Consider the following 15,641-nt stretch of genomic DNA (forward strand, 5'->3'; position numbering starts at 1 on the left):
GCTATTCGAATGCCTGCGCCAGATATTCCCGCAGAGGGCGAGCGGCATCGTAGTAGGCCATGAGGGCCTTCACCGCGTCCTTGCGCATGAATATCTCCGGCGACACCGGCGCCATATAGTAGAACTGCTTGTTGGCGACGAGCGGTTCGGCGGCGGCGGCTTCCTTGAATTCCGCCGGCACGATCTTGTTCCGCTCGCCCTTGATCGACTCGAAGTGCTTGACGAACGGCTTCGCCCCGATGAGCTTCCTGAAGGCCGCGGGATCGTCGGCGATCATTTCACGGATGATGGACAGCCGTTCCTTGTCCGGCATGTAGACCCCTCCGCCCACATAGCCACCCGTCGCTTCCGCATGGATGTAGAAGCCGGGATATCCTTCGGACTTGCGGCCATACTTCGAGATGATGGCTCCCATGTGCGTCTTGTACGGCGACTTGTCCTTCGAGAACCGGATGTCCCTGTTGATCCGGAAGAGGGTATCCTTCGGCTCTATGTGGAGATCCGGTTCACGTTCACGGACGGCTTCGATCAGGGCGGCGACGAGGTCGCGGAACGGCACCTTGACGTGGCGTTCGTACTCGGCCTTGTGTGCATCGAACCATTCCTTGGAGTTGTTGCGCTCGAGGCCAGCGAAGAAGTCGAAGTAGTGTTGCGAGAGCATTGGGAGCCGGCCCGGTTACTTTTCGGAATGGAGCCCGATCTTGTTGCCTTCGGTATCGGTAATGAAGGCAATGTAGCCAATTTCGTTCACCTTGGTTTTCTTCATCAGCAGGGTGGCACCGGCCGCGATGGCACGGTCCAGCATGGGCTGAAGATTCTGTCCGGCGTTCAGATAGATCACCACGCCGAGCGTTCCGGGCGTGTTGTGGGAGTCGTTGGTGATGGCTCCGCCCACACCGTTCTGTCCGCGCGGCAGGAAGCACATGTCGTGGTCGCCGGCCTTGGATTCCATGCGGGATGTATACAAGGGCTGGTCGTACATGGCGCTATAGAACTTGGTCGCCCGTTTGAAGTCCGTGCAGGGAATTTCGAACCAGCTCACTGCATGTGGATTATCCATGATGTTCCTCGTTATAAGTGTATTTGGGATGCCAGCCGGCTTGTCCGTCCTTGAGGAGATCGAACATCGGGAAGATGCCCATGTAGAAATCTCCCGGTCCGAATGCATCGGTACCGGCGCGTACGATGGTACCGTCGGCATTGCGGTGGAAGGTGGAAAACCCAGGCTGTAGCATACGTTTCTGATTGTCGAGAGTCGAAAAGCCCATATCCTCCGTGAATCGGCCTTCGGCGTCCGACACCATCCGGAAGGACCATCCCCTTGACGAAGCGAACTCGTTCTGAACGTCGGGGCTGTCGCCGTTCATGAGGACGATTGCTGCGCGGGATCTGATATGCGGCAGGATTCCGTTGAGGCCGTCGGCCCAGAGGGTACAATACGGACATCCACGTCCCATGTTGTGAACGACGATAAGATCGTTGCGTCCGTCGAACAGTTCGTCCAGCGTCACATCCGTCCGTTCGCCGGTGGCGAACCGGTAGGACTGGTCGATGGACATGGCGGCACGCTCGCGGAGCAGCTCCGTCATCCGGTTGCGGCGTTCGTTGATTTCCTTGTACAGGCGTACGAGTTCGGAGTCTTCAAAGGGAGACATGGCTGTTTCCGGTGGTCGTGGGACGTCTTCCGTGGATCTGCATGACGGGTGCCATACTGACGGTGGAATCGGGGCTCTGCGTAAGAGCCTCCAGCTCGTCGTAAAGGCGAGCGTATGAACGATCGTCGGCGATATCTGTTACAAGTACCGACTGCCGAATGCGGTCGAGCGTGAGTAACGTCACGAATTTTTCCTCCCCAGTACGAAATGATGGTATGAGCATCTGATGTCGGATATCGGTGAGCTCCGTTCCGGAGAACAGGGCAGGCAGCTTGATGCCGATGTCGGCGTCGGCACCGCGGGCCCGGGCCGCATGGCGGTACCAGTCTACGTAGGTCTCGAAGGCCGCGCTCGGTGGCCAGCAGAAATGGCCGGGAAACCATACGTCTTCGACGGCCAGGATGCCGTCGGGTTGTAGAAGACCGTATAAATGTCGTAGTGTGGCTGCCGGATCCGGGACGTGCGACAGGAAGAAGCGGGCATAGATGACGTCGAAGCGACGTTCCGTCACGAAGCGGGTGGCGTCATCATGGACGAACCGGACGATGGAGGCGGCTTCGCCCGTCGTTTCGGATTCGGCGATGGCGAGGATGTCGGCATCGGCGTCGACGGCCGTGACGCTGCCCTCCATGCCGACGCGTTCGGCCAGGAGACGGCTCACGTCACCGCCTCCACAGCCGACGTCCAGGCAGTGGACGCCGGGGCGGATGTGCAGGCTGTCGAGGAATGTCAGGGTCAGGGGGCGCATCGTACCGGCCAGAAGCCGAAGGCGTTCGCGTCCGGAGCGTCCTCCCTCAAGGACGTACGTCGGTAATCGCATGACACCGGTCCAGTGTGGTGATTGGGGCGGGGCGGTGAATCCCCGTTCCCGTCGTACTTATTCGTCTTCGAAGTCGTAGATGTAGATGTCGTGCGGCATGTCCCCGGGGTTCAGCGTGACCAGATCCTTGAGATATCCCGTATGGATGTCGTAGGTCCAGCCGTGAACCATCGGCCGCTTCTTGTTCTTCCACGAGCGCTGGATGAAGGAAATCTCCGCCAGGTGCTGTACCTGTTCGATGACGTTGAGTTCCACGAGCCGCTCGTAGCGCATCTGTTCGTCGGTGATGCTCTCGAGTTCCGAGGCATGCAGCCGATAGACGTCCTTGATGTGGCGGAGCCACTTGTTGATCAGGCCCAGGTTCTTCCTGGACATGGCCGTACGGATACCGCCACAGCCGTAGTGGCCGCAGACGATGATGTGGTTGACTTCCAGGACTTCGACGGCATACTGCAGGACGCTGAGCACGCTGAAGTCGGTATGGATGACGAGGTTGGCGATGTTGCGGTGGACGAAGATCTCGCCCGGCTCCACGCCGGTGATATCTTCGGCGGGGACGCGACTGTCCGAGCATCCGATCCAGAGGAAGTCGGGTTTCTGGTTCTCGCTCATACGCGTGAAGTAGTCCTCACGAAGATTGAGCTTGTCCTGCACCCAGGCCTTGTTGTTCAGCAGTAAGCGCTTGTAAGATTCCATCCGTTATCCTTTGTTTCGCCACGGGCGTTCCTTCCCGTGAACGTGATGAAGTTCGATCGAGATGTTCCGGAACGTTGCGGAGAGTTCGTAGTCGTGCAGCGTTTCGTAGATGTCATGATCGATATACTGTGCCTTGGCACCGTCGATGATCAGGGACGATTCTGCGGGAACGGAACGCAGGTGCCGCTTCAGTGCCGTCTTGTTGACGAAGGAGATGTCCTTGTTGAAACGCAGCAGGAAGGAGTTCCCGTCGTTGACCATGGAGAATGCCGCGTGATGGTTCGACTTCATCACGAAGAAGATGCTCACGAGCAGGCCTGCTGCCACGCCGGCGAGGATGTCCGTAGCGACGACGACGACCGTGGTCACGATGAAGGGCAGGAACTGGCTCCATCCTTCGTGATAGGTGGTGCGGATCAGCTTGATGGACGACAGTTTGTAGCCCACGACCAGCAGGATGGCGGCCAGGCAGGCCAGGGGGATCATGTTCAGCAGGGCCGGGATGAGCAGGACACTGAGCAGCAGGAGGAGGCCATGGACCATCGACGACAGGCGCGTACGGCCTCCGGCATAGATGTTGGCCGAGGAACGCACGATGACCGACGTGATGGGAAGGCCGCCGATGAAGCCGCTGATCGTATTGCCGATACCCTGGGCCAGCAGCTCACGGTCGGAGTTGGAGATACGCTTCTCGGGGTCCATCTTGTCCGAAGCTTCGATGGACAGCAATGTTTCCACGCTGCCGATGGCCGTGATGGTCAGTGCCGTCTGCCAAACGAGAGGGTTGGTGACGGCCGAGAAATCGGGCATCGTGAACTGCCCGAAGAACCCCATCAGGCTGTCCGCCACGGGCAGATTCACCAGGTGGTCGTTCGAGCCGAGGAGCTGTATGCTGGGTGCCACGGAGCCGAAGACGGCATTGAGGGCGATGCCCAGGATGACGCAGATCAGGGCCGCCGGAACGATTCCGGTCCATTTCTGGCGCTTTATCGCCTTGAGTTCCCAGAGGACGAGGATGGCCAGGGAGCAGAGGGCGATGGTGACGGCACCGGGGTGGAAGGCCTGTACGGCGTGGAAGGGATCGGTGAAGATATGGACCCAGTCCGCACCGGCGAAGGCCTGTTCTTCGTCCGTGAAGCCTTTGTCGTAGCCGAGTGCGTGCGGAATCTGCTTCATGATGATCGTGATGCCGATGGCCGCCAGCATGCCCTTGATCACGCCATGGGGAATGTAGTTGCCCAGTGAGCCTGCTCGCAGGAAGCTGATGAGCATCTGCAGGATACCGCTTAACATGACGGCCATGAGGAACGTCTCGAAGGTGCCGAACTTCCCTATCGCCGTAGCGACGATGACGGCCAGGCCGGCGGCCGGACCGCTGACGCTGAGTTCGGAGCCCGAGAAAAAGGAGATGACGAGGCCGCCGATGACTCCGGCGATGATCCCGGAAAAGGCCGGTGCACCCGATGCGAGAGCGATGCCCAGGCAAAGAGGAAGGGCAACGAGGAATACTACCAGACCAGCGGGAAGGTCGCGCTTGGCCGATGCGAATGTCGGGATAGAAAAGAATGCCATACGGTCAAGATACACAGGCAGGATTATTCAGCCGTATATAGTGTGATATGCCCTTTCAGTAACTTTGTCTCCCTATGGCATCAAGCTATTCCTTCGACATCATCTGCGAAGTGGACCTCCAGGAGGCCGACAACGCAGTGAACCAGGCTCGCAAGGAGATCGAACACCGTTACGATCTCCGTGGCTCCAACTGCACGATCGAGCTCATGAAAACAGAGCGTCAGATCATCCTGAAAGCCGATGGCGAGCATTTCATCACGGCCGCGGGCGAGATCATGCGTAGCAAGATGATCAAACGCGGCATCTCCGTTCTCGCCCTCGACGAGCAGAAACCGGAGCAGATGGGGGGCAAATCGGTCCGCCAGGTCGTCGGCCTCAAGAACGGTCTTTCAAAGGAAGATGCCAAGAAGATCACCACGCTGATCAAGGACTCGAAACTGAAGGTGACGGCCCAGATCCAGGACGAAAAGGTCCGCGTCACCGGTAAGGACAAGGACGAACTGCAGGCTGTGATGACCCTCGTCCGCGGCGCGGACCTGGGCTTCCCCGTCCAGTTCGAAAACATGCGCTGACCATCCATCGGAGTATCAAACGTGGACCTGTTCCAGAAGTGTATCGAATTCACCCGTGCCGACGAAGTCAAGGCATCGGGTCTGTATCCCTATTTCCGCCCGATCGAGGAGAACGAAGGACCGGTGGTCATGATCGAAGGTCGCAAGACCATCATGGCCGGATCCAACAACTACCTCGGCCTCACCGCCGATCCGCGCGTGAAGCAGGCCGCGAAGGACGCCATCGACCGCTACGGTACTGGCTGCTCCGGCTCCCGCTACCTCACGGGAACGATCAACCTCCATATCGAACTCGAGAAAAAACTGGCCGCCTTCCTCGGATACGAAGACGTCCTGCTCTTCTCCACCGGCTACCAGACGGCCCTCGGCGTCATCTCCGGTCTGGTGCAGAAGGGTGACTACGTCATCTCCGACAAGGAAAACCACGCCTGCATCATCAACGGCTGCCTGCTCGCCAAGGGCGGTTTCGCCGAATTCGTCCGTTACAAGCACAACGACATGGAGGATCTCGAGCGTGTGCTGGCGCGCATTCCCGCCGATGCCGGGAAGTTCATCGTCACGGACGGTGTCTTCTCCGTGAGCGGTGAGCTCGTCAACCTGCCCGAGATGGTGCCGGTCGCCGAGAAGTACGGTGCCAGGATCATGATCGACGATGCCCACGCCACGGGTGTGGTGGGCGTCGGCGGCCGCGGTACGGCCAGCCACTTCGGCATGGTGGGCAAGACGGACCTCACGATGGGTACGTTCTCGAAGACCTTCGCCTCGCTGGGCGGCTTCGTGGCGGGTCCGGAGCGCGTCCTCAACTACCTCAAGCACCATTCGCCGGCCCTCATCTTCAGCGCGTCGCCGACGCCGGCCAGCGTCGCCTCGGCCCTTGCGGCCCTGGACATCCTGGAGAAGGAGCCCGAACGTATCACGAAGCTCATCTCCAATGCCGACAAGATGCGGAAGGGCTTCAAGGAGCTCGGATTCACGGTCATCGACAGCAACACGGGTATCGTTCCCGTCGTGCTGGGCGACGTGGAACTGACGCTCCTCTTCTGGCGCAAGCTCTACGACAAGGGCGTCTTCGTGAATGCCTTCGTACCGCCGGGAGTACCGCCTACCCTGTCGATGCTCCGTACGAGCTACATGGCCACGCACGAGAACGAGCATCTGGACGCCATCCTGAACATCTTCCAGGAAGTGGGCATCGAACTCGGTATCCTCCAGAAGTAACACATGCAGATCAACAAGTTCGAGCGCGGCCTCAAGGACAAGGTAGCTCTCGTGACGGGCGCGGCCGTCGGTAACGGTCGCGCCTTCTGCGAACGCCTTGCCGAAGAAGGCGCCCGCATCGTCATCGCCGACATCGCCGATGCCACCGCAACCGCCGACGCCGTCAAGGCCATCGGTGCCGAAGCCCTGTGCCTGCGTGCCGACGTCACGAGACCCAAGGATGTGGAGACGATGGTGGCCGCCGCCATCGAGCGCTTCGGCCGTATCGACATCCTCGTGCACAACGTCGGACACTATTCCGAAGAACCTTTCGATCTGCTGTCGTTCGAGGAGTGGAAACGCACGCTCGACGTGACGCTCAACTCGCTCTTCCTCACGATCCGTGCCGTACTGCCGCACATGAAGCGCGAAGGGTTCGGACGGATCATCACCCTGTCGTCCGACACGGTGTGGCTCGGAACACCTTATCTGACACACTACGTCACGGCCAAGATGGGCGTCATCGGTCTGACGCGTTCCCTTGCCTCGGAGATAGGGAAGTACGGCATCACGATCAACACGATCTCCGTGGGCCTCACCGCCACGCAACGGTCGGCCGACAGTTCGGCGACGTCATCCACCATCCTCGAACACATCCTGCCGTCGCAGGCTGTACATCGCGCCGACGAGCCGGAAGACATCGCCAACGTCGTGGCCTTCCTGGCCCTGCCCGCCTCGGGCATCATCACCGGACAGACCATCAACGTGGACGGCGGCGTCGCCCGTCACTGACGGATTGCATCTCCCGATAGGCGCAAGGCGTGATCAATTCGTAACTTCCACCATCAACAGAGAGGGTGGAGGTATCATGCGTCGTCTGCTACTGTTCCTGATCATATGCCTGTCGACAGCTCCGGCGATCCGGGCCGGAGATACGATCGTCGTCAAGACGCTCACGTTCAACGACATCACCAAACGAACCGGTACGTGGCTGTTCCCGCCCGCCCAGCGCTACGAGAAAGTGCTGATGTACTACACGCTGAAGTGCGACGAACGCACGACGCAGGACAGATTCCCCTGCGGCGAGTGGGACTACCTTACCTATACGACGCTGACGGATTCCACGGGACGATTCGATTCGACCCGCATGGCATGGCCATCCTTCCGCGTGAACAGGACGGCACCTCCGACCCTGACCTATGCCGGCGGACAGAGCGCCGCCGTGGAAGCCGACAAGCTGCTGCGCGTCACGGACATCACGACGGTCCGCACGGATTCGCAGAACGTGAAGAAATCCTTCGTCAAATCCGGTACCACCGTCATGTCGGGCCTCGCCGATCGCAGGCCCACACGGATACAGTACGTGTGGCGGGCATCCGAGCTCAAGGATGCCGGTATCGTTGCAGGTGCGATCACCGGCCTCGGTATCGACGTCGCCCTGCCTTCGGGCGTGGTGTCGGATCTGGTGATCCGGCTTCGCCAGGAGCGTAATGCCGTGCTCGATACGCTGCGTCCGGATGCCAGACCCTTCACGGCGGTATTCCGCGGTGCGACGGTCAATCTTGGGGTGGCGGGCAAGCGGTGGCTGCCCTTCCATACGTCCTTCACATGGGACGGGACATCGGACATCGTTCTCGACTGGTCCTGTGCGGGCTCCACACTCGATGGCCGGTTCAACGGCGAAAACGTACCTGCGGGCCTTGCCCGCATCATGACGGCATCGGTGGTGGCAGGTACGTTCGACGGTGTGGACGAAGTGGCGCTGCCGGGTGCCGTTGGACAGTCGTTATCGAATGCTGTTACCGTCGCGATGTGGTGCAGGGGCGACTCCCGCCGCCAGCCACGGGAATCGAATCTGTTCGAAGCCTACGATGTCCAGGGCCGTCGCGTGCTGAACGTCCATCTTCCCTGGAGCAACAGCCGCGTCTACTGGGATGCGGGTATCGATCCGTCGACGGGTAACGTGGACCGGATCGAGAAGGATGCCGTGCCGTCGTCATGGTCCGGCACATGGAATCACTGGGCCTTCGTCAAGAATGCCACGACGGGACAGATGTCGGTCTATCTGAACGGCTCGCTCTTCCATCAGGGACAATCGCTCACACGTTCGATGAGCGGTATCACGCGCATGATCGTCGGCAACGGAACCAGTGGCGCCTTCCCGGGAGATCTCATGCAGATCGCCGTCTTCAACAAGGCACTCGACTCCGCCTCCATCCGTACGCTGATGAACGGCACACCGTCCCCCGCGGATACTGCGGCATTGCAGGCATGGTATCCGTCGTTCGGAGACAACGGTGATCGACGGCTCGTCGATCGCAGCGGCAAGCGCAACGATGCATCGGTCTTCGGTATGCCCGTGACGATGCCCGTCGATGCGACGTCGATCGTCATCGGTGGACGCGACCCCGGAAGCCGCGCCAACATCGGCTTCGAGCAGGGAACGTTCACCCGGCGTAACGACACGACACGCGTCCGAGTGAACCTTCCCCTCGACCAGACCGACGTGATCGTCTACGGCAATCCGACGAGTCCGCGCATCTATCCAGTCGACTCGCTGCAGTATCCCGTCGCCGCAACGGATACGTTGACGGTGATTCCAGCCGATGGATGGGTCCGCACCTTCGACGAAAACGGCAACGTCGTGGATTCCACACGCCGTACCGGACGTGTCGACACTCTCGTCAATGCACAGAAGATCTATTACAGTCCGGTCGTCACCTTCGAAATCGGCCGCTATATCACGCCTTACGGAATCGGTCTCGATCTCGGACCGCAAGGCTTCCGCTGGGTGTACGACGTCACCGACTATGCGCCCTTGCTGAGGGAGAACGTGACGTTGTCGGCCGGTAATCAGCAGGAGCTGATCGATCTCACCTTCATCTTCATCAAGGGAACGCCGCCACGCGACGTGGTGCAGATCGACCAGGTATGGGACCTCGGCGACTACGGATATCGCGGAGTCGTGGAAGGTACGGCACTCACGCCCGTGGACGTAGCGCTGTCCTCCCAGGCCCAGACCTTCCGTATGAAGGCGCGTTCGTCCGGACACGGCTTCTCGAACTCGACGAACTGCGCGGAATTCTGTCCGCGCCATCATTCCATCACCGTCGATGGTACGAAGCGCGCCGAATGGGAACTGTGGAAGGAATGCGGTTCCAATCCCGTCTTCCCGCAGGGGGGCACGTGGCTGATCGATCGGACGGGATGGTGCCCCGGTGCTCCCGTCGACGAATACGACTTCGAGATGACGCCCTGGATGACTCCGGGACGTACCGTACGACTCGACTATGGCATCGAATCCGACACGACGGGCGGTGCCTGGGGCAACTGGATCGTCTGCGGCCAGCTCTTCGGATACGGTCGTGCGAATCATGAGAACGACGCTTCCGTCTACGACGTCATCGCACCGAATTCGTGGGAGTTCTACGGTCGGCTCAATCCCGTCTGCGGAGAGCCGGTCATCGTCATCCGCAATAACGGTCGCATGCCGCTCACGAAGTGCACCATCACCTACGGTACGAAGGGTGGTGCCGTGCAGACGTACGAATGGCGCGGCGATCTCCCCTTCATGAGCATGGACACGGTGACGCTTCCCGTTCCCGTATGGCCGAAGGAAGTCGGTCCGCATCGTTTCGTGGCCGTCGTATCGTCGCCCAACGGAGTGGCTGACGACTATGCAGGAAACGATACGGCCACGACGTCGTTCTCCATGCCTCCGCTCTGGTATTCGGACTTCGAGATACAACTGCGCACGAACAACTCGGCCAGCGAACAGTACGAATGGGAGCTGCGACGCATCGGTGGTACCGTGGTGGCGTCCGGCAGTAATCTCGAAAGTAACAAGCTTTACGATCTGAGCTATACGCTGGAAGACGGGTGCTACGAGTTCGAACTCGTGAACAAACTCGGATACGGGCTCGACTTCTGGTTCCTGCGCGATCAGCTCGGATCGGGTTCGCTGACGTTCCGTTCGCGGAACATCACGTTGAAGTCCTTCAACCCCGATTTCGGCAACAGTGCATGGATGCAGTTCCGCGTCGGTCCAAAGCCGACGATCGTGGCGACGGCGGATACGCTGAGGTTCGGTCCCGTTCCTGCCAACACGACCGTCGAGCGCGAGATGCGCGTCACGCCGCAGAACAGCGAAGGACTGCACATCGACAGCATCAACATCGCCAGCGTGCGCAACCACTTCGACATCGTGTCGGTGACGCCGGCCCTGCGCAACGTCGATCTGGCCTTCGGCGATACCATGACGATCAAGGTATCCTTCATGCGCCCGGATGACGGCACCACGTCCGGAAGTCTGCGCATCTATTCCAACGATCAGCGACTGCCCGTGAAGTCCGTGCGTCTCGTCGGTACGGCCGGCGATCCGACGAGCGTGGCGGGCGACGACATCGTCCGCATGCACGCCGAGGTCGGCGTCGTTCCGAATCCCGTCATCGGTACGGGTGAAGCCATCGTCGTACTCGACGAGCGTGCGGCTGGACATCGTGGCCGCGTCGTCGTGCGCGATGCCATGGGACGCGATGCCGCGACACTGTTCGACGCCGTCGTGACGTCCCGCGAGTTCCATCTGCCGTTGCCGCCGACACTCGCGGCCGGCATGTATTATCTGACGTTCGAATCGATGGCCGTAACCGTATCGACACCATTTTCAGTAGTTCACTAGCATCATGCCTTCAGCACGGACTCGACGCCTCCTGCTCCCTGTGGAGCAGGAGGCCATCTTTCGCAGCAACGATGCCGACGATCCTCGCATCGGCGATCTCCTTACCCGATCCGACGCCGTTCCCGATACTGCGGCATGTGTAGCCGTCATCGTCGGCGTTCCCCAGCATATCGGCGTGGAACGCAATGGGGGCCGTGCCGGTGCCGCCGCAGCGCCGCTCCATATCCGTCGTGCACTGACGCGTCTCGCCACGTCGGACATCGTCGATGTGGTACGTAGCGGACAGCTCGTCATCACCGATGTCGGAGACATCGATACGGACGGAAAGACGCTCGAACAGATCCACGACGAACAGCACGACGTCGTGGCTCACCTGCTCCAGCGCGGCTACGTGCCGATCGTACTCGGGGGCGGACACGACACCGCCTGGCCTACCATCCATGCCCTCAATACCGTCGGCAAGCCGTATGGCGTCATCAATGTCGACGCACACGCCGACGTACGTCCCCTCAAGGACGAGGCGCGTGCACATTCGGGTTCGCCTTTTCGTCAGATGCTCACGGCATCGCCCTCTGCGATCGTCGAGGGTGGCTTCGTCGAGTTCGGGCTGCAGCATCATGCCGTGGCGATGGCACACCGGGCCTTCGTGACGGATTGTGGGATGCACGTGATGATGCTCGACGACGTACGTCGCCAAGGATTCGGCGAAGCATGGGATCAGGCCCTTTCCAGGGCCGGAGCGGGAGAGTCGCTCTACGTTTCTCTCGACATGGATGCGTTCGCCAGTGCCTTCGCGCCGGGCGTCAGCGCACCCGGAGCGGACGGGATGGTGCCCGCCGAACTGGGGGCATGTCTGCGCAGGGCTGCAGGCCTTCCGCAGTTCAGGGTCTTCGACGTGGTGGAGTGCAATCCGTCGTTCGACATCGATGGACGTACGGCCAAGCTCGCCGCCATCATGATCGCCGAGGTGCTTGCCGGTCTGTCGGACGGGCTCCGGCGATCGTAACCGCCAGCCATGCCGCCATCGGAGCCACCAGCACGTCGACCGTATAGTGGACGTGCTGCAAGGTGACGGCCACGGCCATCACCGTCGCCAACGCACCGAAGACGATGCGGAGACGGCGCGTGCGGACGATGAGGGCCATCATCACGAGGATCGATGTATGACCCGAGAAGAACAGATCGCGCGTCAGTGCCGCACTGCCCGGCGTGAACGTCTCCACGAAGGGATCGGCGAGCGTGATCATCGTCGGTGGTGGATCGAGCGGCAGGGACCACATGCAGGCCATCCGCATCACGATCAGGATGGTATACGTGCGCATGGCCGCCAGCAGGTCCAGGGGCCTGCGCGCAAGCACGGCGATGGCGAGGATGAGACCGCCGTACAGCACGAGGAAGATGGGCCAGGTAAGATCGATCGGACCCGCGAGGGCGTGGACCGGATCGATGAAGCTGACGCCCTGGCGGGCTTCCACTGCGCGGAGAAAACGGGTGTACGAAAACAGGGCGATGGCGATTCCCGCCAGCGTCGCGAACAGTGTCTGCCGTTCCTTGCCGTCCGCCAGCACTTCTGACCAGGTCATGTGTCGTTGTTCTGTCATGATCGTCGTGGTTTCAGCCATCCGAGATGCGTGTGAGCGAAATCGTCATCGTATTTCAGTCCGTAGCCCATCGTCCTGTCCAGCGCCGCGTGGGCCACGACGATGAGCCCGGCCATCATCGGTGGCGTGGATTCCAGGAACCAGCCGACCGCTGCGAGGGCCACGCCGATCCCCTTGTGGTGCAGGAGGTTATAGGTCGCCGCCCCGATGCGTGGCGATGCCAGGTAGCCGATCATTCCCAGGTCCGGGGCGAGGATCAGCGCGGCATACCACCATCCGGGACAGTCGAGCTGGAAGAACAGGAAGCTGGCGACGAGGAATTCGGCCAGTTCTTCGAGGCGCAGCAGGGTGTTCATGCCGCAAGATATGATGGTGGGGGCCGATGCCCTTCCGGAGCCAGGTGACGCCGTTGCTCGTATTTTTGTGTCTCTACATTCAGAAAGCATCGTCTACATGGCAGCAGTCGAACCGAACAAGATCATTTTCTCGATGGTCGGAGTGGGCAAGGTCTACAAGCCCAACCGGCAGGTATTGCGTGATATCTACCTCAGTTTCTTCTACGGGGCCAAGATCGGTGTCCTCGGTCTCAACGGCGCCGGCAAGTCCACGCTGCTGAAAATCATCGCCGGTCTGGATGAAGACTATATGGGCCAGATCACGAAGAACAAGGATGTCTCCTTCGGCTATCTGCCGCAGGAGCCCGAGCTCGATCCCACCAAGACGGTCAAGGAAATCGTCGAGGAAGGCGCCGTCGAAGCCGTCGGCCTTCTCAAGGAATACAATGCGATCAGCGAGCAGTTCGCCGATCCCGATGCCGACTTCGATGCCCTGCTCGAGCGGCAGGCGAAGCTCCAGGACAAGATCGAACACCTTGGGGCATGGGACATCGACAGCAAGCTGGAGTTCGCCATGGACGCCCTGCGCTGTCCGCCTGGCGACACACCCATCAGCGTATGTTCGGGTGGCGAGAAGCGTCGCGTGGCCATGGTTCGCCTCCTGCTCCAGAAGCCCGACGTCCTGCTGCTCGACGAACCCACGAACCACCTCGACGCCGAAAGCGTCTCGTGGCTCGAACAGCACCTCCACGCCTACGAAGGCACCGTCATCGCCGTGACGCACGACCGGTACTTCCTCGACAACGTCGCAGGCTGGATCCTCGAGCTGGACAACGGCCACGGTATTCCGTTCGAAGGCAATTACTCGTCATGGCTCGACCAGAAGTCGGCCCGCCTTGCAGTGGAAGAGAAGCAGGAGAGCAAGCGCCAGAAGGCCCTGAAGGAAGAGCTCGAATGGGTACGCATGAATCCCAAGGGACGTCATGCGAAGAGCAAGGCCCGGATCTCGGCCTACGAGAAACTGCTCAGCGAGGAAACCGTCAAGCGCAACGAGGAGATGGAAATCTTCATTCCGGCAGGGCCGCGTCTCGGCGACCTCGTCATCGACGCCAACGGCATCGCGAAGAGCTTCGGCGACAAAATCCTGTACGAGAACCTCACGTTCTCGCTGCCTCCTGGCGGTATCATCGGTATCATCGGACCCAACGGTGCGGGCAAGACGACGCTGTTCAAGATGATCGTCGGCGAGCTGCAGCCGGACAAGGGCTCCTTCACCGTAGGCGATACCGTGAAACTCGGTTACATCGACCAGAACCGGCCGCTGGATCCGCAGAAGAGCATCTGGGAAGAGATTTCCGACGGTGCCGACATCATCACCCTGGGCAATCGCGAAATGTCGTCGCGCGCCTACGTCGCCCGGTTCAATTTCTCCGGCAGTGACCAGCAGAAGAAGGTCACCCAGCTTTCCGGTGGTGAACGCAACCGCGTCCACCTCGCCAAGATGCTGAAGGAAGGCGCCAACGTCCTGCTGCTCGACGAGCCCACGAACGATCTCGACGTCAATACCCTGCGTGCTCTCGAAGAAGCGCTGCAGAGCTTCGCCGGCTGTGCCGTCGTCATCAGCCACGACAGGTGGTTCCTCGACCGTATCGCGACGCATATCCTGGCCTTCGAAGGCAACAGCGACGTCGTCTGGTTCGAAGGCAACTACTCGCAATACGAAGAGGATCGTCATCGTCGTTTAGGCACCGATGCGGAACGTCCGCACCGGATCACGTACCGGAAGCTTACCCGCGAATGAGCGCAAGGAGAGTATCGTCATGACCGTATCCATATTGCTGACGGCCCTGATGCTTGCTGCGCCGCAACAGCAGCCGAGCCGCCTGACCCTGCCCAGCTTCAAGGCGCCTCCCGGATATACGACGAAGGTCACCACGAAGACCACGCGGTACAACTTCAGCAACCTGCGTCGCGATATCCTCCTGCCGCTGGACAAGCTGCCGCTGACGGGGAGCGAGATTCCCAAGGGTGTGTCGATGAGCAAAGTCTTCTCGGCCGACGACAAGACCGTCACAGGTCTCTACAACGATCCGTCGTCCGTCGTTCCCGGCCTCGGCAAACCGTCGAAGAAACTGTCTCAGGTCTATACAGGTGACAAGGGCGGTACGGTGGTGATGCTGGAGTTCTCCGAGACCTTGCCGCAGGACATCCGTACCAGGCTGAACACGCTGTTCTACAAGCAGGCAGCCATCGCGAATACCGAGAAGGAAAAGGTGGAGTATCTGGCCAACGACAGGCAGCTCATCATCTGGTGCTTCAAGACCACCGATGCCCCTGTCAAGCTGGCGAGCCAGCAGAAGACCTTCGAAATGGTGAACACGACGGCCGAGCAGATGGTACGTGACGGCAGGATCAAGCTCGACAAACCTGCAGGCAAGTAGACTTTTTGACGGCCCGAAGTAACCGAATCGACCGTTTGGTGTTTTTGGCCTGTATCCTGAGAATCGGAGATCGA

General features: G+C 60.4%; 15 protein-coding genes. 7 read left to right on the top strand and 8 right to left on the bottom strand.

What is annotated here, in order from left to right:
- Position 1: 1 nt before the first annotated feature.
- The 6 genes from BGO89_04310 to BGO89_04335 are packed head-to-tail and all read right to left on the bottom strand — an operon-like array spanning position 2 to position 4,743.
- Complete coding sequence (locus BGO89_04310) at positions 2–661, bottom strand: hypothetical protein (protein ID OJX60793.1); 660 nt, start codon at positions 659–661, stop codon at positions 2–4.
- A 15-nt stretch (positions 662–676) separates the two neighbouring features.
- On the bottom strand, positions 677–1,060 hold the full coding sequence (locus BGO89_04315; GenBank protein OJX60794.1) for a hypothetical protein: 384 nt from the start codon (positions 1,058–1,060) through the stop codon (positions 677–679).
- A complete protein-coding gene (locus BGO89_04320; protein ID OJX60795.1) occupies positions 1,053–1,655 on the bottom strand; it encodes a hypothetical protein in 603 nt (200 codons plus the stop codon). Before BGO89_04320 ends, BGO89_04315 begins: the two co-directional genes overlap by 8 nt.
- Positions 1,642–2,475 carry a hypothetical protein gene (locus tag BGO89_04325; GenBank protein OJX60796.1) on the bottom strand — a complete coding sequence of 278 codons (834 nt, stop codon included), beginning with the start codon at positions 2,473–2,475 and terminating at the stop codon, positions 1,642–1,644. Before BGO89_04325 ends, BGO89_04320 begins: the two co-directional genes overlap by 14 nt.
- A gap of 57 nt (positions 2,476–2,532) precedes the next feature.
- Complete coding sequence (locus tag BGO89_04330; protein ID OJX60797.1) at positions 2,533–3,171, bottom strand: carbonic anhydrase; 639 nt, start codon at positions 3,169–3,171, stop codon at positions 2,533–2,535.
- Between the two features lie 3 nt (positions 3,172–3,174).
- A complete protein-coding gene (locus BGO89_04335; GenBank protein ID OJX60798.1) occupies positions 3,175–4,743 on the bottom strand; it encodes a hypothetical protein in 1,569 nt (522 codons plus the stop codon).
- A gap of 74 nt (positions 4,744–4,817) precedes the next feature.
- Here BGO89_04335 and BGO89_04340 point away from each other — a divergent pair, with 74 nt between their 5' ends.
- The 5 genes from BGO89_04340 (at position 4,818) to BGO89_04360 (ending at position 12,196) form a co-directional block, all read left to right on the top strand.
- Positions 4,818–5,315: a YajQ family cyclic di-GMP-binding protein gene (locus tag BGO89_04340; protein OJX60799.1), complete on the top strand. Its 498-nt coding sequence runs from the start codon at positions 4,818–4,820 to the stop codon at positions 5,313–5,315.
- A 21-nt stretch (positions 5,316–5,336) separates the two neighbouring features.
- A complete protein-coding gene (locus BGO89_04345) occupies positions 5,337–6,533 on the top strand; it encodes an 8-amino-7-oxononanoate synthase (protein ID OJX60800.1) in 1,197 nt (398 codons plus the stop codon).
- Positions 6,534–6,536: 3 nt separating this feature from the next.
- The gene (locus BGO89_04350; protein ID OJX60801.1) at positions 6,537–7,304 is read left to right on the top strand and encodes a hypothetical protein; all 768 of its coding nucleotides are present in this window, start codon (positions 6,537–6,539) and stop codon (positions 7,302–7,304) included.
- Positions 7,305–7,380: 76 nt separating this feature from the next.
- Complete coding sequence (locus BGO89_04355) at positions 7,381–11,190, top strand: hypothetical protein (protein OJX60802.1); 3,810 nt, start codon at positions 7,381–7,383, stop codon at positions 11,188–11,190.
- Positions 11,191–11,230: 40 nt separating this feature from the next.
- Positions 11,231–12,196, top strand: coding sequence for a hypothetical protein (locus tag BGO89_04360; GenBank protein ID OJX60803.1), 966 nt, complete (start codon positions 11,231–11,233; stop codon positions 12,194–12,196).
- Here BGO89_04360 and BGO89_04365 read toward each other — a convergent pair.
- Together BGO89_04365 and BGO89_04370 are read right to left on the bottom strand one after the other, a co-directional pair.
- Positions 12,144–12,773 (bottom strand): hypothetical protein, encoded by a 630-nt coding sequence (locus BGO89_04365; GenBank protein ID OJX60804.1) that lies wholly within the window; start codon positions 12,771–12,773, stop codon positions 12,144–12,146. The two genes, BGO89_04360 and BGO89_04365, sit on opposite strands and share 53 nt — an antisense overlap.
- A gap of 14 nt (positions 12,774–12,787) precedes the next feature.
- Positions 12,788–13,147, bottom strand: coding sequence for a hypothetical protein (locus BGO89_04370; GenBank protein ID OJX60805.1), 360 nt, complete (start codon positions 13,145–13,147; stop codon positions 12,788–12,790).
- A 97-nt stretch (positions 13,148–13,244) separates the two neighbouring features.
- Between BGO89_04370 and BGO89_04375 the strand changes: the two genes are divergently transcribed.
- Together BGO89_04375 and BGO89_04380 are read left to right on the top strand one after the other, a co-directional pair.
- Positions 13,245–14,927 (top strand): energy-dependent translational throttle protein EttA, encoded by a 1,683-nt coding sequence (locus BGO89_04375; protein OJX60806.1) that lies wholly within the window; start codon positions 13,245–13,247, stop codon positions 14,925–14,927.
- Positions 14,878–15,567, top strand: coding sequence for a hypothetical protein (locus tag BGO89_04380; GenBank protein ID OJX60807.1), 690 nt, complete (start codon positions 14,878–14,880; stop codon positions 15,565–15,567). The genes BGO89_04375 and BGO89_04380 overlap by 50 nt, the downstream gene beginning before the upstream one ends.
- Positions 15,568–15,641: the final 74 nt, after the last annotated feature.

Source organism: Candidatus Kapaibacterium thiocyanatum (genome assembly GCA_001899175.1).
Classification (GTDB): domain Bacteria; phylum Bacteroidota; class Ignavibacteria; order Kapaibacteriales; family Kapaibacteriaceae; genus Kapaibacterium; species Kapaibacterium thiocyanatum.